General features: G+C 70.0%; 28 protein-coding genes and 1 pseudogene. 16 read left to right on the top strand and 13 right to left on the bottom strand.

The features are described 5' to 3' along the window. Nucleotides 1–82 precede the first annotated feature (82 nt). Both ACFUTX_RS12300 and ACFUTX_RS12295 read right to left on the bottom strand, forming a co-directional pair. Entirely contained in the window at nucleotides 83–1,729 is a 1,647-nt protein-coding gene (locus ACFUTX_RS12300) for an MDR family MFS transporter (RefSeq protein ID WP_378864856.1), read from the bottom strand. Further along, complete coding sequence (locus ACFUTX_RS12295) at nucleotides 1,726–2,364, bottom strand: TetR/AcrR family transcriptional regulator (RefSeq protein WP_378864853.1); 639 nt, start codon at nucleotides 2,362–2,364, stop codon at nucleotides 1,726–1,728. The genes ACFUTX_RS12300 and ACFUTX_RS12295 overlap by 4 nt, the downstream gene beginning before the upstream one ends. A gap of 139 nt (nucleotides 2,365–2,503) precedes the next feature. On the opposite strand from ACFUTX_RS12295, the gene ACFUTX_RS12290 reads away from it, so the two are divergent. From ACFUTX_RS12290 to ACFUTX_RS12275, 4 genes are read left to right on the top strand one after another with little or no spacing between them, the layout of a single operon-like run. Next, the gene (locus ACFUTX_RS12290) at nucleotides 2,504–2,854 is read left to right on the top strand and encodes a PadR family transcriptional regulator (protein WP_378864850.1); all 351 of its coding nucleotides are present in this window, start codon (nucleotides 2,504–2,506) and stop codon (nucleotides 2,852–2,854) included. Nucleotide 2,855: 1 nt separating this feature from the next. Beyond that, nucleotides 2,856–3,230, top strand: coding sequence for a DUF1048 domain-containing protein (locus ACFUTX_RS12285; RefSeq protein ID WP_378864847.1), 375 nt, complete (start codon nucleotides 2,856–2,858; stop codon nucleotides 3,228–3,230). Next, nucleotides 3,227–4,018 carry an ABC transporter ATP-binding protein gene (locus ACFUTX_RS12280; protein WP_378864844.1) on the top strand — a complete coding sequence of 264 codons (792 nt, stop codon included), beginning with the start codon at nucleotides 3,227–3,229 and terminating at the stop codon, nucleotides 4,016–4,018. The genes ACFUTX_RS12285 and ACFUTX_RS12280 overlap by 4 nt, the downstream gene beginning before the upstream one ends. Then, a complete protein-coding gene (locus ACFUTX_RS12275; protein WP_378864841.1) occupies nucleotides 4,015–4,782 on the top strand; it encodes an ABC transporter permease in 768 nt (255 codons plus the stop codon). Before ACFUTX_RS12280 ends, ACFUTX_RS12275 begins: the two co-directional genes overlap by 4 nt. Nucleotides 4,783–4,844: 62 nt before the next feature. Here the strand turns inward: ACFUTX_RS12275 and ACFUTX_RS12270 are convergent, their stop codons facing one another. The 5 genes from ACFUTX_RS12270 to ACFUTX_RS12250 form a co-directional block, all read right to left on the bottom strand. Further along, nucleotides 4,845–5,093, bottom strand: coding sequence for a hypothetical protein (locus tag ACFUTX_RS12270; protein ID WP_378864838.1), 249 nt, complete (start codon nucleotides 5,091–5,093; stop codon nucleotides 4,845–4,847). A gap of 250 nt (nucleotides 5,094–5,343) precedes the next feature. Then, entirely contained in the window at nucleotides 5,344–6,183 is an 840-nt protein-coding gene (locus tag ACFUTX_RS12265) for an alpha/beta fold hydrolase (RefSeq protein WP_378864835.1), read from the bottom strand. 126 nt (nucleotides 6,184–6,309) lie between these two features. Next, nucleotides 6,310–7,122, bottom strand: coding sequence for an MBL fold metallo-hydrolase (locus tag ACFUTX_RS12260; RefSeq protein ID WP_378864832.1), 813 nt, complete (start codon nucleotides 7,120–7,122; stop codon nucleotides 6,310–6,312). A 25-nt stretch (nucleotides 7,123–7,147) separates the two neighbouring features. Continuing rightward, nucleotides 7,148–7,981 (bottom strand): alpha/beta hydrolase, encoded by an 834-nt coding sequence (locus ACFUTX_RS12255; protein ID WP_378864829.1) that lies wholly within the window; start codon nucleotides 7,979–7,981, stop codon nucleotides 7,148–7,150. Nucleotides 7,982–8,029: 48 nt separating this feature from the next. Next, complete coding sequence (locus ACFUTX_RS12250; RefSeq protein ID WP_378864826.1) at nucleotides 8,030–8,854, bottom strand: alpha/beta fold hydrolase; 825 nt, start codon at nucleotides 8,852–8,854, stop codon at nucleotides 8,030–8,032. Between the two features lie 187 nt (nucleotides 8,855–9,041). On the opposite strand from ACFUTX_RS12250, the gene ACFUTX_RS12245 reads away from it, so the two are divergent. Further along, nucleotides 9,042–9,725 (top strand): hypothetical protein, encoded by a 684-nt coding sequence (locus ACFUTX_RS12245; RefSeq protein ID WP_378864823.1) that lies wholly within the window; start codon nucleotides 9,042–9,044, stop codon nucleotides 9,723–9,725. Here the strand turns inward: ACFUTX_RS12245 and ACFUTX_RS12240 are convergent. Further along, on the bottom strand, nucleotides 9,704–10,657 hold the full coding sequence (locus tag ACFUTX_RS12240) for a helix-turn-helix domain-containing protein (RefSeq protein ID WP_378864820.1): 954 nt from the start codon (nucleotides 10,655–10,657) through the stop codon (nucleotides 9,704–9,706). The genes ACFUTX_RS12245 and ACFUTX_RS12240 overlap by 22 nt on opposite strands. 159 nt (nucleotides 10,658–10,816) lie before the next feature. Here ACFUTX_RS12240 and ACFUTX_RS12235 point away from each other — a divergent pair, with 159 nt between their 5' ends. Next, nucleotides 10,817–11,782, top strand: a complete 966-nt coding sequence (locus tag ACFUTX_RS12235; protein WP_378864817.1) for a helix-turn-helix domain-containing protein — start codon at nucleotides 10,817–10,819, stop codon at nucleotides 11,780–11,782. A 35-nt stretch (nucleotides 11,783–11,817) separates the two neighbouring features. On the opposite strand, the pseudogene ACFUTX_RS12230 reads toward ACFUTX_RS12235, so the two are convergent. Both ACFUTX_RS12230 and ACFUTX_RS12225 read right to left on the bottom strand, forming a co-directional pair. Further along, nucleotides 11,818–12,925 (bottom strand): annotated as a pseudogene (locus tag ACFUTX_RS12230) (fatty acid desaturase family protein). Between the two features lie 185 nt (nucleotides 12,926–13,110). Beyond that, the gene (locus ACFUTX_RS12225) at nucleotides 13,111–13,314 is read right to left on the bottom strand and encodes a cold-shock protein (protein WP_378865321.1); all 204 of its coding nucleotides are present in this window, start codon (nucleotides 13,312–13,314) and stop codon (nucleotides 13,111–13,113) included. A gap of 558 nt (nucleotides 13,315–13,872) precedes the next feature. On the opposite strand from ACFUTX_RS12225, the gene ACFUTX_RS12220 reads away from it, so the two are divergent. Both ACFUTX_RS12220 and ACFUTX_RS12215 read left to right on the top strand, forming a co-directional pair. After that, the gene (locus ACFUTX_RS12220; protein WP_378864814.1) at nucleotides 13,873–15,618 is read left to right on the top strand and encodes a SulP family inorganic anion transporter; all 1,746 of its coding nucleotides are present in this window, start codon (nucleotides 13,873–13,875) and stop codon (nucleotides 15,616–15,618) included. 191 nt (nucleotides 15,619–15,809) lie between these two features. After that, nucleotides 15,810–17,720, top strand: a complete 1,911-nt coding sequence (locus ACFUTX_RS12215) for an alkyl/aryl-sulfatase (RefSeq protein ID WP_378864811.1) — start codon at nucleotides 15,810–15,812, stop codon at nucleotides 17,718–17,720. A gap of 49 nt (nucleotides 17,721–17,769) precedes the next feature. Here the strand turns inward: ACFUTX_RS12215 and ACFUTX_RS12210 are convergent, their stop codons facing one another. Continuing rightward, nucleotides 17,770–18,105 (bottom strand): ATP-dependent DNA ligase, encoded by a 336-nt coding sequence (locus ACFUTX_RS12210; protein ID WP_378864808.1) that lies wholly within the window; start codon nucleotides 18,103–18,105, stop codon nucleotides 17,770–17,772. A 254-nt stretch (nucleotides 18,106–18,359) separates the two neighbouring features. Here ACFUTX_RS12210 and ACFUTX_RS12205 point away from each other — a divergent pair, with 254 nt between their 5' ends. Further along, entirely contained in the window at nucleotides 18,360–18,704 is a 345-nt protein-coding gene (locus ACFUTX_RS12205; RefSeq protein WP_378864806.1) for a hypothetical protein, read from the top strand. Nucleotides 18,705–18,742: 38 nt separating this feature from the next. Here ACFUTX_RS12205 and ACFUTX_RS12200 read toward each other — a convergent pair whose 3' ends face one another. Further along, on the bottom strand, nucleotides 18,743–19,429 hold the full coding sequence (locus tag ACFUTX_RS12200; RefSeq protein WP_378864803.1) for an aquaporin: 687 nt from the start codon (nucleotides 19,427–19,429) through the stop codon (nucleotides 18,743–18,745). 63 nt (nucleotides 19,430–19,492) lie between these two features. Then, a complete protein-coding gene (locus tag ACFUTX_RS12195; RefSeq protein ID WP_378864800.1) occupies nucleotides 19,493–19,837 on the bottom strand; it encodes a metalloregulator ArsR/SmtB family transcription factor in 345 nt (114 codons plus the stop codon). An 85-nt stretch (nucleotides 19,838–19,922) separates the two neighbouring features. Between ACFUTX_RS12195 and ACFUTX_RS12190 the strand changes: the two genes are divergently transcribed. The 7 genes from ACFUTX_RS12190 to ACFUTX_RS12160 all read left to right on the top strand — a co-directional run bounded on the left by ACFUTX_RS12190 (nucleotide 19,923) and on the right by ACFUTX_RS12160 (nucleotide 25,183). Beyond that, entirely contained in the window at nucleotides 19,923–21,239 is a 1,317-nt protein-coding gene (locus ACFUTX_RS12190) for an FAD-dependent oxidoreductase (protein ID WP_378864798.1), read from the top strand. A gap of 14 nt (nucleotides 21,240–21,253) precedes the next feature. Then, nucleotides 21,254–21,748, top strand: coding sequence for a GNAT family N-acetyltransferase (locus ACFUTX_RS12185; RefSeq protein ID WP_378865319.1), 495 nt, complete (start codon nucleotides 21,254–21,256; stop codon nucleotides 21,746–21,748). Between the two features lie 648 nt (nucleotides 21,749–22,396). Then, nucleotides 22,397–23,278, top strand: coding sequence for a metalloregulator ArsR/SmtB family transcription factor (locus ACFUTX_RS12180; protein ID WP_378864795.1), 882 nt, complete (start codon nucleotides 22,397–22,399; stop codon nucleotides 23,276–23,278). 72 nt (nucleotides 23,279–23,350) lie between these two features. Beyond that, nucleotides 23,351–23,767, top strand: coding sequence for an arsenate reductase ArsC (locus ACFUTX_RS12175; protein ID WP_378864792.1), 417 nt, complete (start codon nucleotides 23,351–23,353; stop codon nucleotides 23,765–23,767). Continuing rightward, complete coding sequence (locus tag ACFUTX_RS12170) at nucleotides 23,764–24,417, top strand: arsenate reductase ArsC (protein ID WP_378864789.1); 654 nt, start codon at nucleotides 23,764–23,766, stop codon at nucleotides 24,415–24,417. Before ACFUTX_RS12175 ends, ACFUTX_RS12170 begins: the two co-directional genes overlap by 4 nt. 69 nt (nucleotides 24,418–24,486) lie before the next feature. Continuing rightward, nucleotides 24,487–24,972, top strand: a complete 486-nt coding sequence (locus ACFUTX_RS12165) for a DUF2975 domain-containing protein (RefSeq protein ID WP_378864786.1) — start codon at nucleotides 24,487–24,489, stop codon at nucleotides 24,970–24,972. 1 nt (nucleotide 24,973) lies between these two features. After that, nucleotides 24,974–25,183: a helix-turn-helix domain-containing protein gene (locus tag ACFUTX_RS12160; RefSeq protein ID WP_378864783.1), complete on the top strand. Its 210-nt coding sequence runs from the start codon at nucleotides 24,974–24,976 to the stop codon at nucleotides 25,181–25,183. Nucleotides 25,184–25,188 lie beyond the last annotated feature (5 nt).

Raw genomic sequence — 25,188 nt, 5'->3', positions numbered from 1 at the left:
TGTTCGGGTTCTCGATGGTGCGTCGGCACGACGCCCGGACCGAGCGGCTTGACAGGCCGCGACGCGCGGGGTACCGGCCCGCTCAGCGCCGATGGACCTCGTCCGTCGCCCGGCCGGATCGCTGCTCGGCCTGGAGCCGTTCCGCCTCCTCGCCGCCGATCGCCTCGCCGCGGGCGACGAGCCCGGCGACGTCCGACAACGGGATCTCCTTGAGGAACAGCGCGAGGATCAGCGCGAGCGCGATGAACGGGACGAGGTACCAGAACACGGGCGCGAGCGCGTCGGCGTACGCGGTGACGACGCCCTCCCGGATCGGGTCGGGGAGGCCGTTGAGCACGGCCGGGTCGATCGTCGCCGTGGCCTCGCCGGCCAGCTCGGGCGTCGCCCCGGCGTCGGTGAAGACCGTGGTGAGGTTCTCGGTGAGCCGAGTGGTGAACAGCGTGCCGAACACCGCGGTGCCGAGCGCGGCCCCCACCTCGCGGAAGTAGTTGTTGGTCGACGTGGCCGTGCCGATGTCGGCGGCCGGCACCGCGTTCTGCACCACCAGCACGACGACCTGCATGATGAGCCCGAGGCCCGCGCCGAAGACGAACAGGTAGACGCAGATCAGCCAGATGGGCGTCGTCGCTGCGAGGGTCGTCATCGCGACCATCGCCGCACCGGTGAGGACGGTGCCGACGATCGGGAAGATCTTGTAGCGCCCCGTCCTCGTGATGAGCACACCCGACGCGATCGACGTGCCGATGAGTCCCACCATCATCGGCAGCATGAGGAGACCGGATGCCGCAGCCGACGTGCCGGACGACATCTGCAGGAACGTCGGCACAAAGCCTATGGCCGCGAACATGCCGATCCCGAGGACGAGGCCGATCGCGGTGGCGTTGACGAAGATCGGGTTGCGGAACATCGCCAGCGGCATGATCGGGTCGGCCGCACGCGATTCGGTGAAGACGAACAGCGCGGCGGCCAGGAGAAGGCCCGCGCCCCACGACCACGTCGCGGCGTGATCCCAGCCGAACTCGACGGAGCCGCCGAAGTCGGTGAAGAAGATGAGGCACGTGGTCGCCGCCGAGAGGAACAGCACCCCGAGCCAGTCGATCGGCTTCTCGCGCTTCTTGTCGGGAAGCTTCAGTGCGAACACGGCGATCAGGAACGCGGCGATCCCCACGGGGATGTTGATGTAGAACGCCCACTGCCAGGTCAGGTGGTCGACGAAGAAGCCGCCCAGCAGCGGTCCGCCCACGGCCGCGAGCCCGAAGACGGCGCCGAGCGGTCCGAGGTACTTGCCGCGCTCGGAGGCGGGCACGATGTCGGCGATGATCGCCTGCGACAGGATCATGAGGCCGCCGCCGCCCAGACCCTGGACGGCGCGGAAGACGACGAACATCCAGAAGTCGGTCGCGAACGCGCACCCGATCGATGCCAGGGTGAAGATCGCGATCGCCGCCATGAAGAGCCGCCGGCGGCCGAGCACGTCGCCGAACTTGCCGTAGATCGGCATGACGATGGTGGTGGCCAGGATGTACGCGGTCGTGATCCAGACCTGGTGCGAGACCCCGCCGAGCTCGCCGACGATCGTGGGCATGGCCGTCGACACGATCGTCTGGTCGAGGCTCGCCAGCAGCATGCCGGCGATGAGGGCCGAGAAGATGACCCAGATGCGCCGCTTGGTGAGCAGGAACGGGGTCTCGCCTTCTGGCGTGACGGTCGGGACGGCGGCGGTGGTCATGACGGGTTTCCGATCAGCGAGGTCTGGGTGGTGAAGAGGGATCGGGCGGCGTCGATCCGCCGGTCGAAGATCTCGAGGAAGGTGCGGGAGCCGTCGGCGAGGAACTCCTCGGCTGCCGAGCGCACCAGGGCGCCGACGATCTGCGCGGCGACCCGCGCGCGCAGATCTCCCGGCTCGAGGCCCTCGCGCTGCTCGATGAGCCGCGCGTCGGCACGCTCGCCCTCGGCCCCGAGGTCGAGCATCCGCTTGAGCAGCCGCGGTTCGCGCTCGACGGCGCGGAACAGGTCGCCCACCGTGTCGGGAGCGATGTCGAGGGCCTGCCACCGTTCCTCGGCGAGGACGGCCAGATCGGTGAGCAGTGTGGGGGAGAGGCCGGGGTCGGACGACCCTCCGGCGACGAAGCGGGCGATGGCCGCGGCATCCGTCCGCTCGATCGGCACGCCGAGGACGGCGTCGTCCTTCGACGAGAAGTAATTGAAGAACGTGCGGCGGGAGACCGCGACCTCGCTGCACAGCTCTTCGACGGTGAAGCCGGCCAGTCCGCGGTCGGCGGTGAGGCGCCGTGACGCGCGGATGAGCGCGCGCGTCGTGTCGGCACGGCGGACTTCGCGCGGCGAATCTGCACTATCGGCCATGGGGTGCAGTTTTGCACCTTCAAGCGCGAAGTGCAACTTCACCTCCCGCCACCTTTCTCACTATTCAGTGTTGCCAAGTACCGGTACTCAGTGTTACCGTCTAGTGGTACTCAGCAACACAGAGTAGGAGATGAGTCCGATGGGCAATCAGATGACCGAGATGCTGAAGGGCACTCTCGAGGGCATCGTGCTCGCGGTGCTCTCGGCACGGCCGGCGTACGGCTACGAGATCACCGCGACGCTTCGCGATCAGGGCTTCTCCGACCTCGTCGAGGGGACGGTGTACGCCCTCCTCGTCCGCATCGAGCAGCGGGGATTCGTCGACGTCGAGAAGGTCCCGTCCGAGAAGGGGCCGCCGCGCAAGGTGTACTCGCTCAACGCGCAGGGGCGCGAACAGCTCGAAGAGTTCTGGAGGACCTGGAGCTTCCTCGCCGAACGGATCGAACAGCTCCACAACACCGATGGCAACGCGACGCAAGGAGAGAACTGACATGGCCGCCAAGTGGATCGAATTCCTGACCGGCTCGCTCGACGACAAGCGGGCGTACCGGCAGTACAAGGCTCGGATCGCGGCGCTGCCCGAGCCCTACGGCGCGGCCGCCAAGGCCTTCGAGCGCTACTTCATGTACAACGGCGGCATCACCGACGGCGACCCCGGCGTGATGATCACGATGCTGAACGACTTCGCCGACCTGTGGGAGCGTGCCGCCGCCGACCAGACGCCCGTCGACGACATCGTCGGGGATGACCCGGTCGAGTTCGCCGAGGCCTTCGCCGCCGCCTATGCCGGCAAGCGCTGGATCGACAAGGAGCGCGACCGGCTCACCCGGACGATCCGCGACCTCGAGAAGGAGGACCAGCAATGAGCGCGACCGCCATCCAGGTGCGGGGCGTCGAGAAGTCGTTCAAAGACCTCCCCGTGCTGCGCGGCGTCGACTTCGACGTCGACCGGGGCACGATCTTCGCCCTGCTCGGCTCGAACGGAGCCGGCAAGACCACCCTCGTCCGCATCCTGTCGACGCTGCTGAAGGCCGACGCCGGCTCGGCGACCGTGCAGGGTCACGACGTCGCGACGGCGGCCGGCGAGGTGCGCGAGGCGATCAGCCTCACGGGCCAGTTCGCCGCCGTGGACGAAATGCTGTCGGGACGCGAGAACCTCGTGCTCGTCGCCAAGCTGCGGCACCTGAAGAACCCGGGGGACGTCGCGGACGACCTGTTGGCGCGATTCGACCTCACCGAGGCGGGCAGCCGCAAGGCCGCCACGTACTCCGGAGGCATGCGGCGCCGGCTCGACATCGCGATGAGCCTGATCGGCGACCCGCCGGTCATCTTCCTCGACGAGCCCACCACCGGCCTCGACCCGCAGGCGCGGATCGAGGTCTGGCAGACCGTCAAGCAGCTCGCCCGCAGCGGCACCACCGTCCTGCTCACGACGCAGTACCTCGATGAGGCCGAACAGCTCGCCGACCGGATCGCGATCCTGCACCAGGGCACCATCATCCAGAACGGCACGCTCGCAGAGCTCAAGCGGCTGCTGCCGCCCGCCCAGGTCGAGTACATCGAGAAGCAGCCGTCCCTCGAGGACGTGTTCCTCGCCCTGGTGGGCGAGGCCGGCGACACCGACCACCCCACACCCCGGAAGGATCCGTCATGAGCGCTCACGTCGTCGGCGACACCGCCGTTCTCACCGGTCGCTCGCTGCGGCACGTCCTGCGCAGCCCCGACACCATCATCACCACGGCGGTCATGCCGATCGCCTTCATGCTGCTGTTCGTCTTCGTCTTCGGCGGGGCGATCGACACCGGCTCGTTCGACGGTTCGTACGTCGACTACCTGCTCCCCGGCATCCTGCTCATCACCATCGCCTCGGGGATCTCGTACACCGCGTACCGGCTCTTCCAAGACATGCAGGGCGGCATCTTCGAGCGGTTCCAGTCCATGCCGATTGCGCGGTCGGGGGTGCTGTGGGCGCACGTGCTCACGTCGATCGTCTCGAACGGCGTCTCGCTCGTCGTCGTCGTGGGCGTCGCGCTGCTGCTCGGCTTCCGCACCGGCGCCGGGGTGGGGGCGTGGCTCGCCGTCGCGGGGATCCTCTTCCTCTTCACCCTCGCGCTGACCTGGCTCGCCGTGATCCCCGGGCTCACGGCGAAGACCATGGACGGCGCGGTCGCCTTCTCGTACCCGCTGATCTTCCTGCCGTTCCTCAGCTCGGCGTTCGTCCCGACCGAGTCGATGCCGGGCCCGGTCGCCTGGTTCGCCGAGAACCAGCCGGTCACGCCCATCGTGAACACGATCCGCGCGCTGTTCGCGCAGGAACCCGTGGGCAACGAGATCTGGGTGGCGCTGGCGTGGTGCGTCGGCATCCTCGTCGTGGCCTACATCGCGGCGATGGCGATCTACCGCCGCAAGGTCAGCTGACCGGCTGCGCGTTCGACGCGAGCCGTCGGCACGGGCCGTCTCCCTCGGGAGGCGGCCCGTCGTCATGCGGCCAGCGGCTCCAGGCGCTGCGAGACGGCTTCGAGCGCGGTGCGGATCGTGTCGAACTCGTGCACGCCATCGGGGTTGCCGACCCACAGCAGGTACACGCGAGCATCCTTGCACTCGAGGTAGGCGACGATGCGGTGCGGATCGTGCTCGGCGACAGCGGGATCGCAGGCGACCCAGGCTCCCGACCCGACCCACACCAGTTCGGGATGGCGGTGCGTCTCCGTCTGAGAGGGAGCGAGCATGGGAGCCTCCTTCGGGTCCGGGAACGCCGTATCAAGGCTCAGATTGGCGGCGAACCGGTGTCACGGGAGGGGTCTTGACGGGGAGGGGCGTTTGTGCATGAGGGTTCGTCGGTCCGCGAGGGGCCGATCTCGAGGCCGTGCCCGGGGCCTCGCGCGCACAACGTCGGCGATCCGGCTCCGCCCGTCGCCGCCTGAGCCGTGGCTCCGGGCGAGGGGAGGGATCGCCGACGTTGTGCACGCGGGTCGCGCGCTACTTCGAGGCCTTGCGGATCAGTGAGATCACCGACTGCGGCTTACTCAGCATCGGCACGTGGGAGGTGTTGACCTCGACGGTGGTGGCTCCGGCGCGGGCCGCCATCACCCGCTCCGCCTCGGGAGGGATGATGCGGTCCTGCTTGGCGACCAGGTACCAGCTGGGGATCGTCTTCCACGCCGGCGGGCCGGACGGCGTCACGAGCGAGGCGTACGAGCCGGGTCGCTGCGAGGCGGCCATCGTCTTGGCCACGACGCGGGGCAGATCCTGCGCGAAGAGCCGCGGGAACGCCTCCGGGTCGATGTAGGCGTCGGCGTCGCCGTTCGTCGCGCCCGGGAACGGCCGGATCACCAGGTTCTCGGTGACTTCGGTGTGGCCGCCGCCGAGCGAGTTCGCGGCGGCGACCGACTCGCCCTCGTCGAGCGCGTAGGCGGCGATGTAGACGAGCGACTTCACGTCGGGGTCGCCGGTCGCGGCATTCGTGATCAGCGCGCCGCCATAGGAGTGGCCGACGAGCACGATCGGCCCCTCGATGGTGCCGAGGAAGTCGCGCAGGTACTGGCTGTCGTAGGCGATGCCGCGCAGCGGGTTCGAGAAGGCGAGGACCGGATAGCCCTCGGCCTGCAGCGCCGGTGCGACGAGGTTCCAGCCGCTCGAGTCGGCAAAGGCGCCGTGCACGAGCACGATGGTCGGCTTCGCAGCGCCGCGGCTTGCCGGGCTGACGGCGGTGGGCTCGGACGCGGTGGCGGGGATCGCGACGGCGCCGAGCACGGCGAGGGTCGCTGCCAGAGCGGCGGCGGCGAGACCGAAGAGGCCTCGCGAATGACGACGGTTCATGGTGTGTCCTTTCGTTGGGGTGGGCAGGCCGCGATAAAGCAGGTTCGGGTGGGCCGAGCCCGGGAGGGGAGTTGCGGCGGCGAGAAGGCGAAGAAGGGGCCGGATGCCTGGACCCGGGGCATCGCGCTACGGCGCGGTCTTCTGCGGGTCGAGGGATTCGCCGAGGTCGACGGGCTCGCCGTCGGGGAGCCAGCGCACCCGGTCGCGGACGGCCGCCGGCGCCGTGGCGATGGCCGTGCGCATGCCGGCTTCGCCGTCGCGGAAGTGCGACCAGCCGTCGTAGTGCGCCGGGATCGCGATGGCCGGTTCGAGGGCGGCGATGAGCTTGGCGGCATCCGTTCCCGTCATCGAGTACCGCACGGGCCCCGTGATGCCGAACTGCACGCCGCCGCCGTTGACGATCGCGACGTCGACGGTCATGTGGCGCGCGGTCCGGCGGAGGCGACGGGTGAGGACGGTGTCGCCGGTCGCCCACAGGTCGAAGTGCGCGCGCGACTGGCGGCGGACGGTGAACCCGATGACGTCGCCCACCAGCCGCCGGCTCAGCGGCGGCCCGTGACGGCACGGGGTGGCGCCGACCCGGATGGGCTCGCGGCCGGGAGCCTCGAGCAGGATCGTGTCTCCCGTCGCGAGTCCGTGAGCGTTCGGCAGGCCGAGGCGGCCCGCGCCCGAGACGGTCGTCACGACGTGACGGGCGCCCGGGAGCAGCGCGCGGCCGGCGTCGTCGAGGTTGTCGGCGTGATGGTCGTGGCTGACGAGGATCACGTCGATCTCACCGAGCTCGTCGACGGGGACCGACGGCCCGCGGGTCTTCACGCTCGACGTCCCCAGCCCGAACGAGTATCGCCGGCCGGGGGCGTCGAACGTCGGATCGACGAGGATGCGCCAGCCGTCGAGCTCGACGAGGACGGTGGGCCCGCCGATCCGGGTGACGTTCATGATCTCGTCCCGGTGCCGCCCGCCGTCAGGCGGTGGTCCGGTCGGCCGTCGACCTCGCGTGCGCGAGCGTCCACTCGAGGGCGTAGTCGGCGACCGCCTCCCACCCCGGTTCGGCGCAGGTCCAGTGGCCGCGGCCCTCGAACTCGTGGTACTCGGTGATCGCCGGCGACTTCTCCCAGTGCTTGGCGTTGGACTTGTTCACCGACGGCGGCATGATGTGGTCCTCGCTTCCGCCGATGAACAGCAGCGGCGCGCGGTCGGCGCTGTAGTCCACCCACGTCTCCTGGTGGCCGGGTTGGAAGTTCGCCAGCAGTCCGTACGCCCAGACCCAGTTGCCCGGTGCGGGGATCGCGTACCGGTCCCACGAGGCATCCGATTCCTCGCGCGTCAGCACATTGGCGAAGGCGTAGTGCCACTCGTCCTTCGTGAAGCCGACCGCCTTGTGGAAGTTCGCCGGGTTCTTGAGCGCGGGGAACAGCGACCGCGCTTGCGAGAGCGGCGTGACCCGAACGCCTTCGGTGGGGGCGGAGTCGATGACCGCGCCGGCGGCGCCGAGCCCGCGGGCGAGGAGGAGCTGGGTGAGGGTGCCTCCGAACGAGTGCCCCATGATGATGGGCGGACGGGGGAGCGCCTCGATCACCCCGGCGAGGTGGTCGACGGTTTCGGGAACGGTGAGGTTCGCGATGACGTCGGGGTTCTCGCGAAGCGCCTCGACCTCGATCTCGAACCCGGGGTAGGCGGGGGTGACGACGGTGAAGCCCTTGCTCTCGTAGTGCGTCTTCCAGTGCTCCCAGCTGCGGGGCGTGACCCACAGGCCGTGGACGAGGACGATGGTGTCGGGTGCGTCGGCAGTGCTCATGATGCGTTCCTTTCGCGGGCGCTCGGGTGTTTCGGGTGTGCGGGTCAGTCAGGATTCGACGAAGGCGAGGATGTCGGCGTGCAGCCGGTCGCGTGCGGTGTCGGGCAGCCCGTGTGCGCCGCCTTCGTAGACGATGAGCTGCGCGCCGTCGACGAGCTGGGCCGACAGCTTCCCGCTGATCCCGAACGGGACGATCTGGTCGTCGTCGCCGTGGATCACGAGCGTCGGCACATCGACCTTCGCGAGATCGGGGCGGAAGTCGGTGGCGGAGAACGCGGCGATGCACTCGTAGGCGTTGCGGGTGCCCGACGCGAGGCCCTGCAGCCAGAACGCGTCGCGCGTGCCTTGCGGCACGTCACCGGCACGATTGTTGCCGAAGAACGGCCCGTCGGCGAGCTCGCGATAGAGCTGGGAACGGTTGGATGCCTCGCCTGCCCGGATGCCGTCGAAGACGTCGATCGGCAGCCCGTTCGGGTTGTCGTCGGTGCGCACCATGAGCGGCGGCACCGCGGAGACGAGGATGAGCCTCGCCACGCGCGACGACCCGTGCCGCGCCAGGTAGTGGAGGACTTCGCCGCCTCCGGTCGAGTGGCCGACGAGGGTGACGCCGTGCAGATCGAGGTGGTCGAGCAGCTGGGCGAGGTCATCGGCGTAGGTGTCCATCTCGTTGCCCTGCCACGTCTGCGTCGACTTGCCGTGACCGCGCCGATCGTGAGCGATCGCCCGGTGTCCGCGCTCGGCGAGGAAGAGGGCGGCCGCCTCCCACGCGTCGGAGTTCAGCGGCCAGCCGTGGCTGAGCAGCACCGGCGTCCCGTCCCCTCCCCAGTCTTTGTAGAAGATCTCGGTTCCATCGGTCGTGGTCAGATACGGCATGGCGTCCTCCTTCGTCTGCTGCTCGGACGCTACGGCCGCGGGCGCCCGCGTCGCCTTCACCGTTCGTGCACGGGGGTGTGCACAGTGCGCACGGATGCCGCGGGCGTGCGCAGTCCGCACACCTCCGTGCACACCCGGTCAAGGCGCGGTCGTCTCACGGCGGGTTGACTCGGCGCAGGAGGTCGGTGTGAGCGGGGTCGAGAGGCAGGTCGTGCTGATCACGGACGTGACGGGCGACCTCGGCGGGCACCTCGTCGGCGCGTCATTGCGCGGCGGTGCCGACCGCGTCTATGCGTGCGCGCCCCACCGTCTCATGGCCCCGTCGCGGCGTGTCGTCCCCATGCTCCTCGATGCTGACGATCCCGTGTCGATCGGCCGGCTCGCCGAGACGGCCGCCGACGTCACGGTGCTGGTGACGACGACGACGTCACCGACGTGGCCGCCCGTCTCCGTAAGCGGAGGCGACGCGGACGCCCTCCAGCGCCACCTCGCCCGAGCCCTCTTCCCGCCGCTGCGGGTCGCGTCGGCGCTCGCCGCCACGCTGGCCGCCAACGGCGGCGGCGTGATCGCGTGCGTCGAGTCGGTGCAGGCGTGGATCAACCTGACGGGAGCCTTCGGCGTCGCGCAGGCTGCGCTGTGGTCGGCCGTCAACGCGCTGCGCGTCGAGCTGCGACCGTCGGGCGTGCACGTCCTTGCCGCGATCGGAGCCTTCGACGAGGGGGAGCGGATGTCGATGCCCGCTGCGGCCGAGACGATCCTCGCGGGGATCGCCGACCGGTCGAACGAGGTCGTCCTCGACGAGTACACCGCGCGCGTGCGCCGGCGCCTGTCGGGGCGCCTCGAGCAGCTCTACCCGGAGGTGGAGGGGTGAACGCCGCGCTCGCGCCATTCCGTGGGAGTGCATCCATACCTCTCGCGGAAAGCCCGGGTGAAGGACGAGTGGTCGGCGAAACCTGCTCCTCTGCCGATCGCGGCGACGGTGACCTCGCGCTGCGACGCATCGGCGAGGGCGGCTGCCGCCCGGCTGAGCCGCTCGGTGCGCACCCACTCGCCCAGCGAGACGCCCATCCTCCCGAGCACGACGTACAGGTAGCGCCGCGAGATGCTGAAGCGGGCGGCGACGCTCTCGGCCGTGAGATCGGGGTCGCTCAGGTGGGCGCGGAGGTACATCATGATGCGCACCCCGATGGTCTCGCCGAGGGGCCGGCGCGCGGCGGACTGGTCGCCGGACGCGGTCGCGAGAAGCAGCCGCACCAGTTCGATCGTGGGGGAGGCCGCGGCATCCGATTCCTCCGCATCGAGATCGGCGCGGGTCAGGCCCGAGAGGAACCCGGCGACGACCGAGCCGAAGGGGGAAGCGCCGAGGTCGCGGCCCATCAAATCGCGGACGGTCCGGTGCGGCAGTGCGACGTCATCGAGGGGCAGCGTGATCGCGTCGATGGACGCCGGTTCCGGGATGTCGGTACGCAGCGGGTCGAGGCTCCACATCGCGACGACCGAGGTCGGGGTGCTGGTGATCCGGTGCCCGCGCTGCTCGGTCGTCACCGCACGGTCGGCGACCTGCAGGATCAGCCGAGGCTCGGAGCGCCGGACGAGGTCGTCCGCCCGGACCGCGCGATAGTTGCCCGTGTGCACGTGCGTCACGACCAGGTCCGAAAGAAGCTGGTGATGGATGTCGAAGGTGATCGGGCGCGACGGATCGACCGCCGACACCGCATAGGGCACCGAGTTCTGGGCGGCGAGGTCGCGCATGACGCTGAAGCCCTCTTCGCGAGGCATGCGTTCGATGGTGAGGGTGGCCATGCCACGCAATGGTGGCACCGCATCCCGGTTGCGGACATTCCGCTCAGCGACGTGTTCTGTCGCCAGAGTGCCAGGCGGCGGGGACCGGCCGTTGACAGATCGCGGTTGCCGGTGGGAGCCTGACAACCTGCCATGGCACCGCTCTCAGAGGGGGTTTCCATGCTTGTGCTCGACACCGCCCAGATCGACACGAGCGACCGTGCAGACGCGTACCAGAGCGCGGTCAGCCAGAACTGCACCACCAGCGCCGCCACGTTCGAGGACCGCGACGCGCTGTGGGCGCGCATCCACGCCTACGAACTGGGACAGGCGAAGGTGCTCACGATCGACGCCTCGGGCACCCTCCTTCGGCGCACCCCGAAGATGGCGAGGGGGATGAACGACTGCCCGATCGCGCTGGCGCTTCCGGTGCGCTCGCTGAACCGGCTGACCCGCGACCGGGACGACCGCACGTTCGACCGCGACGACCTCATGCTCGTCGACCTGTCGGCGCCGTATGTGTACGGGTGGGGTGGCAGCGGCGCGTCGTACGCCTTCCACGTCGACCTCGATGTGCTCGACGTCCCGATGGACGTCATCCGCACCGCGATGCCCAATCTGGCGGGAAGCCCGATCTACGCCCTGGTCCGCGATCACTTCGGGCACGTGATGACGAACGTCGGTCGCATCGTCGACAGCGGCGCGGCGGTCAGCGTGGGGGCGGCGAGCATCGAGCTCATGCGCGCGCTCATCGTGACGGCGGCCAGCGACGCCGACCGCTCGCGGGAGCTCATGCAGCGGTCGCTCCCCGATCGCGTGGAGACGTACATCCGCCATCACCTGCGCGACCCCGACCTGAGTCCCGCGAAGATCGCCGCGGCGAACGCGATCTCGGTCCGGCAGCTGTATCGGCTCTACGAGAACCGTGATCTCGGCCTCGAGGCGACGATCATCGAGCAGCGGCTGCTCAGCGCGCGGGCGGCGCTGGCAGCGCGCGATGCGCGGGATGCCTCGATCTCCGCGATCGCGAGCGCGTGCGGCTTCAGCAACCCGAGCTACTTCGCCGACCGGTTCCGCCGCCGTTTCGGCATGACTCCCCGCCAGTGGCGCGACCTCCATCATTCGCCGGTCGGCGCGGCGGGCTGAGTCGACGCCGACCGACCAGTCGCTGGGGGCCGACCTCAGGCCCGGCGGTACTCGCCGACCATGGGGCAGTCGAACGGGTCGCGCGCGGCGAGGCCGACGCGGTTCAGGTACGCGATGACGATGGCGTACGACCGTCCGAGCGTGGTCTCGGTGTAGGGGATCCCGAGGGTGCGGCACTGCTCGATCACGATCTCGCGCGCGCGGGCGAGGTGCGGGCGCGGCATGTTCGGGAAGAGGTGGTGCTCGATCTGGTAGTTGAGCCCGCCCATGAGCCAGGTCGCCCACCAGCCGCCGCTGACGTTGCGGGACGTGTAGACCTGCTTGCTGAAGAAGTCGAGCTTGGCGCCCGGCGCGATGATCGCCATGCCCTTGTGGTTCGGGGCGAACGACGCCCCCATGTACACGCCGAAGACGGCCAGCTGCACCCCGAGGAACGCGAAGGCCATCCCGAGCGGCAGGAAGACGAAGACGGGCGTCCAGATCACGGCGAACCGGGCGGCGAGCATCCCGAGCTCGACCCAGCGGTCCTTGGCGCCCTCACGGCTGAACAGGTGCTTGAAGGCGAGGAAGTGCAGGTTCAGTCCCTCGAGCGTGAGCAGCGGGAAGAACAACCAGCCTTGACGCCGGGTGATGAGGCGACGGATGCCGCGTGCCTGGCCGGCATCGGCATCCAGGAACGAGATCGTGTCGACCTCGATGTCGGGGTCCTTGCCCACGCGGTTGGGGTTGGCGTGGTGGCGGGTGTGCTTGCTGGTCCACCACGAGTAGCTCATGCCGACGACGGCGTTTCCGAGCAGGCGGGCGAGCCGGTCGTTCGCAGGACCGGACGCGAGGATCTGCTTGTGCGCGGCCTCGTGCGAAAGGAACGCGACCTGCGTGAACAGGATGCCGAGGGCCGCCGCGATGAGCAGCTGGTACCAGGTGTCGCCGAGCAGGATGAAGCCGGTGATCGCGCCGCCGAAGCCGAGGGCGATCGCGAGGCCGACGATTCCGTAGAACCACGGGGTGCGTCGCAGCAGGCCGCTCTCTTTGACGACCTGCGAGACCTCGGTGTAGGCCTTGGCGATCGGGGGGAAACTCGGCGGTTCCGGCATATGTCTGACGGACGGGACCGAGTCGGGACTCGAGAGCGGTGGAGGAGATGATTCACCCGGTTTCGATGAGGCCGATCTGGCCGTGTAAGCCAGAGGCGGTTGCCCATCGCTGGTCCCACGCTACGTCGCTCCGCATCACCGTGGCGGTATATGCGCGTTCTGCCGGGAGATGTTCAGGCTGCAGACAGGAAACGCCCGTCCCACCGGAGTGGGACGGGCGTCGATTCCGCGGGATCAGAGCGGCCGGATGTCGGCTGCCTGCATGCCCTTCGGGCCACGCTCGGGCTCGAAGGCGACCTTCTGGCCCTCGGTGAGCTCCTTGAAGCCCTCTCCGGCGATCGCGCTGAAGTGTGCGAAGAGATCGGCCGAGCCGTCATCGGGTGCGATGAAGCCGTAGCCCTTCTCTGAGTTGAACCATTTCACGGTGCCAGTGGCCATCGTGTCTTTCCTCTTCTTCGGGCCGCGGGAGCGGCCGGGGTGCCACACCAAGGATGCAGTGTGGGCGATCAGGGGGCGGCGGTGCGGGGTGCGCCGTCGCGGGGGGAGTGCGGACCTGTCCTGACTCGCGTGCGTGTGCGAGCTCTCGACCGCGTCGCGGGCGGATTCGGCGGTGTCGTACACGCCGAGCTCCTCGCCGCGGGAGCCGTACGCGACGACCCCGGAGAGTGCGAGGTGGGTGAAGCCGGCGTACTCGTCGCCGGAGGTGGCCACGAACACGTCGTGGTCGGCTTGGCGCCACGTCAATGCGTGGGCAAGGTGGAGGGAGATCATCGGGATTGTCGTTTCGTGCTCAAGCATCGGCGCTTGATGCGGGCGGGTGCAGACACCGCGGAGAAGATGGCAGGCGCTCGAATCGACTTCTGCATGCAAGGCAGGGTTCGTGCGCAGGGTCCCGGGAACGGGAACTCCCAAGGCTAGCACGCATCCGGTCGGGTGAACGCCGCTAGCCTGTGACGCGTCACCGTTCGCCGGTGCCGCAGGCCGAAAGGAACGCGCGTGCAGAAGCCCCTCGCCGGACTGACCCGTCGCAACATCGGGCGCGAGCTGCTCGCCGGTGTGACGCTGATCGCGATCGCCATCCCGCTCAACATCGGGTACGCGCAGATCGCGGGGCTTCCCGCCACGGCGGGGCTCTACGCGCTCATCGTGCCGACCGTGCTCTACGCGCTCGTGGTGTCGTCGCGACAGGTCGTGGCGTCGCCGGATGCCGCGGCCGCCGCCCTCGTCGCGTCGTCGGTCGGCGGGCTCGCGGTCGCCGGCTCGGCCGACTACGCGATGCTGGCGATGGCGCAGGCCATCATCAGCGGCGTCCTCTTCGTGCTGCTCGCCGTCTTCAAGCTCGGGTTCCTCGCGAACTTCCTCTCCAAGCCGATCCTCGTCGGGTTCGTCGGCGGCCTGGCGCTCGGCATCCTCGTGTCGCAGGTCGCGAAGATGCTGGGCGTGCGCATCGACAGCGGCGGCGAATTCGTCGAGAAGTCGGTGCAGCTCGTCACGGGCCTCTCGACCACGAACGGCTGGTCGGTGCTGATCTCGGTGGTGTCGGTCGCGGTGCTGCTGCTCGGGCGGCGCTGGCTGCCCGCGGTGCCGTGGGCGCTCGTCGTGCTCGTGCTGGCCACGATGGCGGTCGTGGTCACGGGTGCCGATCAGGCCGGAGTCGACGTGCTGGGCGAGGTGCCCGCCGGGCCGCCGGCGCTGACCTGGCCGGTGATCTCGTGGACCGAGTGGCTGGCGCTCGTGCCCTCGGCGATCGCGCTCACGATGGTCACGGTCGCCGAGGGTCTGCTCGTCGCGAGATCGTATGCCGAGAAGCGGCGCTACCCCACGAGTCCCGACCGGGACCTCCTCGCGTTCGGCGTCGCGAACATCGCGGCGGGCGCGTCGGCGAGCTTCGCGGTCGGGTCGTCGACCAGCCGCACCGCCGCGATGGACCAGGCGGGCTCGCGCACGCAGCTGCCGTCGCTCGTGATGGCCGCCGGCACGCTGCTCCTGCTGCTGTTCGGCACGGCGCTTCTGGCCGACATCCCGTCGCCGGCGATCGGGGCGATCGTCGCCGTGGCGATCCTCCCGCTCCTCGGCATCGGCGAGCTCCGCGCCCTGTGGCGGCTCGACCGCTTCGAGTTCTGGATCGCGGCGACCTGCTTCCTGGTGACGCTGCTGATCGGCTCGATCCCCGGCATCCTGGTCGCGTTCGTGCTGGCGCTCATCAACCTGGCCAAGCGGGCCTCGACCCCCGCGATCGACGTGCTCGCCCGCAACGACAACCCCGCGGCATCCCTTCTCGACGAGGCGGGGCCGGGTGAGACGACCGCGCCCGGCGTCGTGGTGGTGCGGATGGCGGCGCCGCTGTTCTTCGCGAACGGGACGGTGTTCGCCGAGTCGGTCAAGAGGGCCGTGACAGGTGCGGGCGACGGCGAGGTCCATCACGTCGTGATCGACATGGAGGCGGTGACGGATGTCGATGTCACGGCCGCCGAGGCGTTCGAGGGCCTGCGCACCTGGCTCGCGCAGCACGACATCGCCCTCGCGTTCAGCCGCGTGCGCTCGGGGGCGATCCCGCGCCTGCGCCGGTTCGGGATCCTCGGCGACGCGCCGGTGTATCCGACCAACCGTGAGGCGGTGGCCGCGCTGGCGCCCCCGCCGCACTGGCTCGACCGGGTGCGCACCCGTCTCGGCTTCGAGCGGCACGACGACCGCCCCGCGAGCCCGAAGCGCCCCGACAACATCGCCCGCAGCAGCAACTGAGGCATCCGTCGGACCCGGGCCCGGCGCGCACCGCCCGCCCGGCGCGCACCGCCCGTCCGGCGCGCACCGCCCGCCCGGCGCCGGAGAGATGAAGGGTGGGCGACGACCCGTGACGCGTGGCTGCCGGGTCGATACGCTGACCCCGAGCCGCGCGGGCCCAGCCGAGCGGCGGAATGCGGAAGGCGGTTGTCATGAGTGGTGCGCGTGATCCGAAGCCGGCGACGGAGTGGACCCGCAAGGCGAACGCCGAGGCGGCCGCGAGCCTTCCGCTGCACGACCGCCGCGACTTCGACGACGCGGCGCGTGGTTTCGTCGCGACGCTCGACGAACCGGTCATCCACCGGGCGGACGGCGTTCCGATCATCGACATCTCGGCTCACGACTTCCTCGACGCCGAGGTGCCCGACACGGTGCATCCGGGGCTGTGGCGGCACGCGCAGGCGAACCACCACCACGGCCTGTTCGAGGTGACCGACGGTATTTACCAGGTGCGGGGCATCGACCTGGCGAACATGACGATCGTCGAGGGCGACGAGGGGATCATCGTGATCGACCCGTTGTCGTACGTCGAAACCGCGACCGTCGGCATCCGTCTCTACCGCACCCACCGCGGCGCTCGGCCGATCCGGGCGGTGATCTTCACCCACAGCCACGTCGACCACTACAACGGCGCACGCGGCGTGATCAGCGAGGACGAACTCGCCGCGGGCGTGCCGGTGATCGCGCCCGAGGGGTTCCTCGCCGAGGCGGTGTCGGAGAACGTCTACGCCGGCAACGCGATGACCCGGCGCGCGCTCTACCAGTACGGCACCGCCCTGCGGTCGGGCACGCAGGGTCAGATCGACGCGGGCCTGGCCAACAACCTCGCGCACTCCGGCGAGTCCACCCTCATCCCGCCGACCGACCTCATCACGACGACGGGTGAGACGCGCGAGATCGACGGGGTGCGCATGGTGTTCCAGATGGCGCCGGGCACCGAGGCGCCGGCGGAGTTCCTCATCCACTTCCCCGACCGGCGCGCCCTGTGCGCTGCCGAAGACGCGACGCACACCCTCCACAATCTGCTCACGCTCCGGGGAGCGCAGGTGCGCGACGCGGTCACCTGGTGGAAGACGCTCAACGACACGGTGCACCTGTTCGGGGCCGACACCGACGTCGTGTTCGCCCAACACGGGTGGCCGCGATGGGGAACCGCCGACGTCACCGCGTACCTCGAGAACCAGCGCGACCTGTACAAGTACATCCACGACCAGTCGCTGCGCCTCGCCAACCACGGGCTGACGATGACCGAGATCGCCGAAGAGCTGACACTGCCGGCATCCCTCGATCAGCAGTGGTACAACCGGGGCTTCTACGGCACGGTCAACCACAACTCGAAGGCCGTCTACCAGCGCTACATCGGGTGGTACGACGCCAACCCGGCACGCCTCCACGCGCTGCCGCCCGAGAAGGTCGCACCGAAGTACGTCGAATTCATGGGCGGGGCCGACGCCGTGGTCGAGAAGGCGCGGGCGTCGTACGAGCAGGGGGAGTACCGCTGGGTGGCCGAGGTGGTGGGCCACGTCGTGTTCGCGCAGCCCGACCACGAGGAGGCGCGGCTTCTGCAGGCCGACGCGTTCGAGCAGCTCGGCTACCAGTGCGAGAACCCGACCTGGCGCAACGCCTACCTCATGGGCGCGCAGGAGCTCCGGCACGGCGTGCGCGACCTCGGCGCGATCCAGCTCGTGACGCTCGACGTGCTCCGGTCGATGACGCCCGACATGGTCTTCGACTACATGGGCATCAAGCTCAACGGCCCCGCGGCGGCCGAGGCACGCGGCACCATGTCGTGGACGATCGCCGACGGCGCGTCGGGCACCGAGCAGTACCTGCTCGAGCTGCGGAACGGATGCCTCATCTACACGCCGCACCGAGAGGCGGCGGCCGATCTGCGGGCGTCGTCCGACAAGCTCACCCTCGCGTCGCTCGTGTTCGGCACGAAGACCGTCGACGACGCCCTCGGCGACGGGACGCTCGAGGTCACCGGCGATCCGGGCGCGTTGAGGACACTCTTCGGTTTGCTCGACGACTTCCGGTTCTGGTTCCCGATCGTCGAGCCGTGATCCGGCGCTCTCGCGGGCTCCGGTTTCGCCCTAGTCCGCGGCAGCGGAGTCAGATCGCGTCGGCGTGATCCCGGGTGCCGAGCCGCGAGACGGCCGGTTCAGGCACGACATACAGTCCGGTGGACGAGTTGGCGGTGAAGGCCAGCGCCTCCACCCACGCCGGATTGAGCTTCGGCAGGCGGCTGCCGTAGAACTTGTAGATCAGCGCGCTCTGCGCGTGGACCCATACCGTCGTGCGGCCGTCGCCGATGCTGGCGTCGTCCTTCCAGCTGAAGTGGAACCCTTCATTGCGGCGCAGCTTGGTGCCGATCACCACCATGAGGTGCGCGAGCGTGCGGTCGTCGAAATCGACCCGGACCGCCCCTTCGTAGGTGAACTTGCCCATTGTGGGCCTCCATGGAGATGCCGGCGAAACGAGGCGCCGAAGGCGCGATAGAGGGGGACGCCGGTCAACTCCGTTCTCCATCGTCCTCTCTCTCACGGCGCTTCGATAGCCCCCTCGCGCTGTCGAAGTCCGTCGCGCGACGACCATGGAGATCGGATCTTGACCGGCCGACACGGTCCTCGCCACGATGGAGGCGGGAGCGATGGCGCTCGCCGCGAGGCAGGACGCGCGTGCGTTCGTACGAGGAGGATCACATGCCGTTCCGCTCGATGGAGATGCTGCGCACGTGGGTGGCGGAATTCGAGAGTGCGCACCCGCCCCGGAACGTCACCATCCGAGTCATCCCGCAGGACGGCGACGAGGGCGCCGACACGGGCCTCGTGGGGGTGCGCCTGCTGAACTCGCCCGCCGAGATCTACGTCGAACCGCCCGCGGTGGCAGAAGACGAGTGGGTCGTCACGTTCGAGCCCCGTGAGGAGTTCGTGCACCTGACGACGGGACAGGTGGTCCTCATGGCCGACGCCGTCGGCGAGCTCGCTGCCATCTGCGCCTTCCTGCAGGAGAAGGGACGCGCGCTGGCGGCGAACCCGGAGGGCTGACCGCTTTCACGGCAGTGATCGCCGCGAAGTGCCGATCGTCACGCCTCGACGGTGGCGCGGCCGACCTCGACCGGGAACAGCACGCGGACGACGAGGCATCCGATCGCCGCACCCACCAGCTGTGCACCGATGAAGGGCAGCACCGAGGCGGGCGCGATGCCGGCGAAGGTGTCGGAGAACATGCGGCCGATCGTGATCGCCGGGTTCGCGAAGCTCGACGATGACGTGAAGAAGTACGCGGCGCCGATGTAGGCGCCGACGGCGGGCGCGGCGAGGTGCGAGCGGCCGGTGCGCACGAGGGCGAAGATCACGACGATCAGGCCCGCGGTCGCGACGACCTCGGCGAGCAGGAGCGGCCAGCCGGAGCGGTCGGTGGTGCTCCACGCGACCGCGGGCTCGGCGAACATGAGGTTCGCGAGAATGGCGCCGCCGATGCATCCGATCACCTGCGCGGGAAGGTAGACGGCCGCGATGGACCACCGCTCGCGGTGCAGGGTGAGGTCGGCCAGGGTGACGACGGGGTTGAAGTGCGCGCCCGACACGGACGCGAACACGAGAATCAGCACCGCGAGGCCGAGGGCGGTTGCGAAGGCGTTCTCGAACAGCTGCAGGCCGGTGTCGCCGGGGGAGAGGCGCTGGGCGGCGATGCCCGAGCCGACGACGACCGTGGCGAGACCGGCGCTGCCGAGGAACTCGCCGAGCGCGGCGCGTGCGGTGCGGTTCACGAAGTGTGGGTCTTCCTGAGGCGAGGATGCGTGCGGCGGGGCAGATTCACGAGGCGGTCGGGTTCACGAGGCGACGAAGAGCTGCGAGACGCGGTCGAGGGCGCCGGGCACGAGCGCGTAGTACGCCCAGGTGCCGCGCTTGCTGCGGGTGAGGAAGCCGGCCTCGGTGAGCACCTTGAGGTGGTGCGAGACGGTGGGCTGGCTGAGTCCGACCGGGTCGATGAGGTCGCACACGCAGGCTTCGGCGCCGTCGGAGGCGGCCACGATCGAGAGCAGGCGGAGTCGCGTCGGGTCGGCGAGGGCCTTCATGGTGTGCGCGAGCTGCTCGGCGTCGTCGGCCGAGAGGGTGTCGCGGACGAGGGGCGTGCAGCAGGGGGCGGACACATCGGTCACCTCGAGCGTGATCATGCATCGATGCTAGTCGATATTGACAGTCATCGATAGACGGGTGCAGGATGACATCGAAGCTCATCGATATTCGAAAGGCACGACCGTGACCCTGCTCGACCTCACCCCCCGAACCGCGACGAGCGACCGGCTCGCGACGCTCCCCGTCGTCGTCATCGGCGCCGGACCGATCGGTCTCGCGGCCGCCGCGCACCTGGTCGATCGCGGGATCGACGTGGTCGTGCTCGAGTCGGGCGACACCGTGGCGGCGAGCGTCAGCTCGTGGGGGCACACGCGGCTCTTCTCGCCGTGGAAGCACCTCGTCGACCCGGTCGCGCGGCGCATGCTCGAGGCATCCGGATGGGAACTTCCCGACCCTGAGCGGGCGCCGACCGGCACTGAACTGGTCGAGCAGTATCTGCGTCCGCTCGCGGCGCTCGAGCCGATCGCGGCCGTCGTGCGCACGGGTGTGCGGGTGGTGGGCGTCGCCCGGGCGGGGATGGACCGCACCCGGTCGAAGGCTCGGTCGACGACCCCGTTCGTGCTGCGCGTGGCCACCGCCGACGGGGTGGACGAGCTGCAGGCTCGGGCCGTGATCGACGCCTCGGGAACGTACTCGACGCCGAACTCGCTGTCGTCGAACGGCCTGCCGCTGCTGGGCTTCGAAGAGATCACGGATGTCGTGGCCCCGGCACTGCCCGATGTGCGAGGCCGCGACCGCGCGAGGTTCGCCGGGCGCCGCACGACCGTGGTGGGTGCGGGGCACTCGGCGGCGAACACGCTGCTGGCGCTCGCCGAGCTGGCGCGGGACGAACCTGGGACGCGGGTGACGTGGCTGATCCGCAACGCGCAGGCGGTGCGGGTGTCGGCGTCGCCCGACGATGAGCTCGCAGACCGCGCGAAGCTGGGCAGCCGTGTCGACCAGGCCGTCGCCGAGGGTGTCATCGAGGTGGTCGACGGGTTCGAGATCATCCGCGCCCGGCGTGCCGGTGAGGGTGTCGCGCTGGTCGGGTACCGCGGGGGCGAGGTCGTCACGCACGAGACCGACGTCGTGGTGAACGCGACCGGGTTCCGGCCCGACCTCGACATGCTGCGTGAGATTCGGCTCGAGCTCGACGACATCGTCGAAGCGCCCAAGCGCCTCGCGCCGCTCATCGACCCGAACGTGCACTCGTGCGGCACGGTCGAGCCGCACGGGTTCCGCGAGCTGACGCACCCCGAGAACGGGTTCTTCATCGTCGGCATGAAGTCGTACGGACGCGCGCCGACCTTCCTGCTCGCGACGGGGTACGAGCAGGTGCGGTCGGTGGCGGCGTGGCTCGACGGCGACCTCGCGTCGGCGTCGAACGTCGAGCTCGTGCTTCCGGCGACCGGTGTGTGCTCGACCGATCTGGGCGGCGGCGGGTCAAGCTGTTGCTCGTGATCGAGACGCGCGCGATGGTTCCCGGCGACTGGCCGGCGGTCGAGCGCATCTACGCGCAGGGCATCGAAGACGGCGAGGCGACGTTCGAGGCGTCGACGCCGACGTGGGAGGCGTTCGACGCCGGCAAGCTCGGGTTCGGCCGGCTCGTCGCGGTTGAGTCGGTGGCTGGTGTGGTGGCCGGGTGGGTGGCGGCGTCGCCCGTGTCGTCGCGCGAGGTGTACCGGGGCGTGATCGAGCACTCGGTGTACGTGGACCGCGCGTTCCGCGGGCAGGGAATCGGACGGATGCTGCTCGACGCGTTCATCGCGGATGCCGAAGCCGCCGGCGCCTGGACGATTCAATCGAGCGTCTTCCCCGAGAACGCCGCGAGCCTGCGCCTTCACGAGCAGGCGGGGTTCCGCGTGGTCGGGCGCCGGGAGCGCATCGCGCAATCGGCCGCCGGCCCGCGGGCGGGGGAGTGGCGCGACACCGTACTGATCGAGCGGCGCAGCGAGCGCAACGGGGTGTAGCGCGGCGGGTCGTGCGTTCGGGGCGCCGTTCGTGCGCGGCGCGCGGGGTGGGGCGGCGTGTTCCGCGGGTTCCGCGCCCCGACGCCGGGACGCGGGTCAGGGTCCTTGGGTTTGGGGCGCCGTTCGTGCGCGGCGCGCGGGGTGGGGCGGCGTGTTGCGCGGGTTCCGCGCCCCGATCCTGGGACGCGGGTCAGGGTCCTTGGGTTTGGGGCGCGGTTCGCGCGCGGCGCGCGGGTGGGACGGCGTGTTGCGCGGGTTCCGCGCCCCGACCCAGGGACGTCGGTGAGGGTCGTGGGGTTCGGGGCGCGGTTTGTGCGCGGCGCGCGGGGTGGGGCGGGGTGTTGCGCGGGTTCCGCGGCCCCCGACGCCGGGACGTCGGTGAGGGTCGTGGGGTTCGGGGCGCGGTTTGTGCGCGGCGCGCGGGATGGGGCGGCGTGTTGCGCGGGTTCCGCGCCCCGACCCAGAGACGCGGGGCAGGGTCCTGCGGTTTGGGGCGCGGTTCGTGCGCGGCGCCCGGGTGTGGCTGGCGTGTTGCGAAGGTATGACGCCCCGAACGGGCCTGGTCAGGTGGGCTCCGAGTTCGGGGCGCGCGAAATGCACCACGCGCCGGAGCGGCTCGGCCGCCGCCCGCTCGATAGACTGCGGTCTATGGATCAGCGGGAGTCGGGCTTGGTCGTTCTGGCGGACCCGACCCGTGCGCGCATTCTGCGGCTGATTCGGGATGCCGAGGGCGGGCGTGAACTCGTGGGCCGCCTGGCCGACGCGCTGGCGCTGCGGCAGCCGACGGTGAGCCACCACATGAAGGCGCTGCTCGCCGAGGGTGTCGTCGCGCGCGAGCCGGACGGACGGCGGGTCTGGTACTCCATCGCGCCGGACCACGCCGAGCGCGTCGATGCGCTGCTCGGCGCCCCGGCTCTCGCGCCGTCGACCGAGCCCGACATCGACCGCATCGTCGCCGACCTCGCCGTCCGCTATCGGGGCACGTTCAGCCCCGAGACGGTGCGCGAGCAGGTGCGTGAGAGCTACGACCTTCTCACGCAGGGGTCGGCGTCGCCGCTGATCGCCTCGCGCACCGCGGCTTTCGCGACGGCCCGGCTCGACGCCCTGGCGCGCGTGCAGTCTCCTCACCGGGACCGACCGGAGGTGCTGTTCGTCTGCGTGCAGAATGCGGGCCGGTCGCAGCTGGCTGCCGGCATCCTGAAGCAGCTTGCCGGTGATCGCGTGGTGGTGCGCACCGCGGGGTCGGCCCCGGCCGCGGAGGTGAGGGCGTCGATCGTGCAGGCGCTCGACGAGATCGGGGTGTCGCTCGGCGGGGAGTTCCCGAAGCCGCTGACCGACGAGGTCGTGCGCGCGGCCGACGTGGTGGTGACGATGGGGTGCGGCGACGCGTGCCCGGTGTATCCGGGTCGGCGTTACCTCGATTGGGACCTCGAAGATCCGGTCGGGAAGTCGCCCGAGACGGTGCGGGCGATCCGCGACGACATCGAGTCGCGCGTGCGGGGGCTGCTCACGGAGCTGGTCGATCACTGATTGTTCACCTTCCTGGGCGTGCAATTCAATAGATCGCGGTCTATGCTTTGTGATGACAGAAAGCGAGCCGCCATGACCGACAAGCCCACCGTTCTCTTCGTCTGCGTCCACAACGCCGGCCGTTCGCAGATGGCCGCCGGATATCTCCGCGCCCTCGGCGGCGACCGTGTCGAGGTGCTCTCGGCCGGCTCGGCCCCGAAAGACCAGATCAACCCCGTCGCCGTCGAAGCGATGGCCGAGGAGGGCATCGACATCGCGGGCAACACCCCGAAGGTGCTGACCGTCGAGGCGGTGAAGGAGTCGGATGTCGTGATCACGATGGGCTGCGGCGACGCGTGCCCGATCTTCCCCGGCAAGCGGTACGAGGATTGGGAGCTCGACGACCCGGCGGGCCAGGGGATCGACGCGGTGCGTCCGATCCGCGACGAGATCCGGCGCCGCATCGAGACGCTGATCGACGAGATCCTCCCGGAGGGACAGGCGGCATGAGCACCGGGAGCGGGCAGTCCGCACTGCTGTCGCCCGACTCGGTGCTGCATCGGGCGTCGGAGCGGCTGGCGCAGAAGTTCACCGGCATGGTCGGTGAGGAGACCGTGGAGCGGGTGGTTTTCGAGTCGTATGTCGCGCTCGGCCGCACCGCGAAGGTGCAGACGCACCTGCCGTCGCTCGCCGAGAAGTTCGCGAGGGAGCGGCTGACGGCGCTCGCGCAGTCCCGCGGACTCGTCGTGAAGGACGTGCCCGAGGTGCTGTACATCTGCGTGCACAACTCGGGTCGGTCGCAGATGGCCGCCGCATTGACGCGGCACCTGTCGGGTGGCCGGGTGCATGTGCGGTCGGCGGGTTCGCAGCCGTCGGGTGAAGGCATCCTTCCGTCTGTCATCGCCGTGCTCGACGAGATCGGCATTCACGTCGACGAGGAGTTCCCGAAGCCGCTCACCGACGATGTCGTGCGTGCCGCGGACGCGGTGGTGACGATGGGGTGCGGCGACGCCTGCCCCCTCTACCCGGGCAAGCGGTACCTCGATTGGGAGCTCGCCGACCCGGCGAAGCTCGACCTCGACGGGGTGCGGGTGGTGCGCGACGAGATCCGCGCGCGCGTGGAGGACCTGCTGTCGGAGCTCGTGCCGACGAAGGGCTGACGCTTGGCCATTGCCTCATCTATCGATAAACGATATATTCCTATCGTTACTCGGAGATCGGGGTGGGCCATGGGGAAAGCAACCGTCGTCGTGCTGCAGGTCGTGATCGCGCTGGCGCTCGCTGGGTCGGTGGTCGTTCAGGCCATGATCCTGCCGGCGATCTGGCGCGACCTCGAAGGTGCTGCGACCGGACCGCGCGTCACGCTCGTCACACTGCTCGCGCTCGTCGTGGTCGCGATGCAGGTGTTCGGGGTGTGCGTCTGGGTGCTGGTGACCAAGGTGCGCAAGGGCTCGGTGTTCTCGGAGTCGTCGTTCCGGTGGGTCGACGTGATTGTCTGGGCTTTCGCGGCATCCGCTGTCTTCGTCTTCGCCCTCGCGGTGCTGATGGCTCCCGGGGGCGCCGCGCCGGGGATCGTCGGGCTGGTCTGCGGGGCGGCGCTGGTGCTCGCCGGCATCGCGCTGCTGGTGGTGGTGATGAAGAGCCTGCTGCGGCAGGCGATCGAACGGGATGCCGAGGCCCGTGCGCTGCGCTCCGAGCTCGACGAGGTGGTGTGACGTGCCGATTGTCATAGACATCGACGTAATGCTCGCGCGCCGCAAGATGTCGGTCGGGGCTTTGGCGGACAAGGTGGGGATAACCCCCGCGAACCTCGCGGTGTTGAAGAACGGGCGGGCGAAGGCCGTGCGCTTCACGACGCTCGAGGCGCTGTGCGAGGCGCTGGAGTGCCAGCCGGGGGATCTGCTGCGGTGGGAGCCGGGGGAGTGAGCCAG

Source organism: Microbacterium sp. NPDC057407 (assembly GCF_042803895.1).
Classification (GTDB): Bacteria; Actinomycetota; Actinomycetes; order Actinomycetales; family Microbacteriaceae; genus Microbacterium.
The sequence above is the reverse complement of the archived record's forward strand: the minus strand, read 5'-3'. Positions and strand labels throughout refer to the sequence as shown.

What these genes read in the sequence shown, in the direction of transcription:
- ACFUTX_RS12300 (WP_378864856.1), bottom strand. Translation starts at nt 1,729, where the DNA reads ATGACCACCGCCGCCGTCCCGACCGTCACGCCAGAAGGCGAGACCCCG.
- ACFUTX_RS12195 (WP_378864800.1), bottom strand. Translation starts at nt 19,837, where the DNA reads ATGATCACGCTCGAGGTGACCGATGTGTCCGCCCCCTGCTGCACGCCC.
- ACFUTX_RS12175 (WP_378864792.1), top strand. Translation starts at nt 23,351, where the DNA reads ATGACCGACAAGCCCACCGTTCTCTTCGTCTGCGTCCACAACGCCGGC.
- ACFUTX_RS12275 (WP_378864841.1), top strand. Translation starts at nt 4,015, where the DNA reads ATGAGCGCTCACGTCGTCGGCGACACCGCCGTTCTCACCGGTCGCTCG.
- ACFUTX_RS12280 (WP_378864844.1), top strand. Translation starts at nt 3,227, where the DNA reads ATGAGCGCGACCGCCATCCAGGTGCGGGGCGTCGAGAAGTCGTTCAAA.
- ACFUTX_RS12225 (WP_378865321.1), bottom strand. Translation starts at nt 13,314, where the DNA reads ATGGCCACTGGCACCGTGAAATGGTTCAACTCAGAGAAGGGCTACGGC.
- ACFUTX_RS12165 (WP_378864786.1), top strand. Translation starts at nt 24,487, where the DNA reads ATGGGGAAAGCAACCGTCGTCGTGCTGCAGGTCGTGATCGCGCTGGCG.
- ACFUTX_RS12205 (WP_378864806.1), top strand. Translation starts at nt 18,360, where the DNA reads ATGCCGTTCCGCTCGATGGAGATGCTGCGCACGTGGGTGGCGGAATTC.
- ACFUTX_RS12295 (WP_378864853.1), bottom strand. Translation starts at nt 2,364, where the DNA reads ATGGCCGATAGTGCAGATTCGCCGCGCGAAGTCCGCCGTGCCGACACG.
- ACFUTX_RS12235 (WP_378864817.1), top strand. Translation starts at nt 10,817, where the DNA reads ATGCTTGTGCTCGACACCGCCCAGATCGACACGAGCGACCGTGCAGAC.
- ACFUTX_RS12270 (WP_378864838.1), bottom strand. Translation starts at nt 5,093, where the DNA reads ATGCTCGCTCCCTCTCAGACGGAGACGCACCGCCATCCCGAACTGGTG.
- ACFUTX_RS12250 (WP_378864826.1), bottom strand. Translation starts at nt 8,854, where the DNA reads ATGCCGTATCTGACCACGACCGATGGAACCGAGATCTTCTACAAAGAC.
- ACFUTX_RS12255 (WP_378864829.1), bottom strand. Translation starts at nt 7,981, where the DNA reads ATGAGCACTGCCGACGCACCCGACACCATCGTCCTCGTCCACGGCCTG.
- ACFUTX_RS12240 (WP_378864820.1), bottom strand. Translation starts at nt 10,657, where the DNA reads ATGGCCACCCTCACCATCGAACGCATGCCTCGCGAAGAGGGCTTCAGC.
- ACFUTX_RS12170 (WP_378864789.1), top strand. Translation starts at nt 23,764, where the DNA reads ATGAGCACCGGGAGCGGGCAGTCCGCACTGCTGTCGCCCGACTCGGTG.
- ACFUTX_RS12265 (WP_378864835.1), bottom strand. Translation starts at nt 6,183, where the DNA reads ATGAACCGTCGTCATTCGCGAGGCCTCTTCGGTCTCGCCGCCGCCGCT.
- ACFUTX_RS12180 (WP_378864795.1), top strand. Translation starts at nt 22,397, where the DNA reads ATGGATCAGCGGGAGTCGGGCTTGGTCGTTCTGGCGGACCCGACCCGT.
- ACFUTX_RS12290 (WP_378864850.1), top strand. Translation starts at nt 2,504, where the DNA reads ATGGGCAATCAGATGACCGAGATGCTGAAGGGCACTCTCGAGGGCATC.
- ACFUTX_RS12215 (WP_378864811.1), top strand. Translation starts at nt 15,810, where the DNA reads ATGAGTGGTGCGCGTGATCCGAAGCCGGCGACGGAGTGGACCCGCAAG.
- ACFUTX_RS12185 (WP_378865319.1), top strand. Translation starts at nt 21,254, where the DNA reads ATGGTTCCCGGCGACTGGCCGGCGGTCGAGCGCATCTACGCGCAGGGC.
- ACFUTX_RS12285 (WP_378864847.1), top strand. Translation starts at nt 2,856, where the DNA reads ATGGCCGCCAAGTGGATCGAATTCCTGACCGGCTCGCTCGACGACAAG.
- ACFUTX_RS12260 (WP_378864832.1), bottom strand. Translation starts at nt 7,122, where the DNA reads ATGAACGTCACCCGGATCGGCGGGCCCACCGTCCTCGTCGAGCTCGAC.
- ACFUTX_RS12210 (WP_378864808.1), bottom strand. Translation starts at nt 18,105, where the DNA reads ATGGGCAAGTTCACCTACGAAGGGGCGGTCCGGGTCGATTTCGACGAC.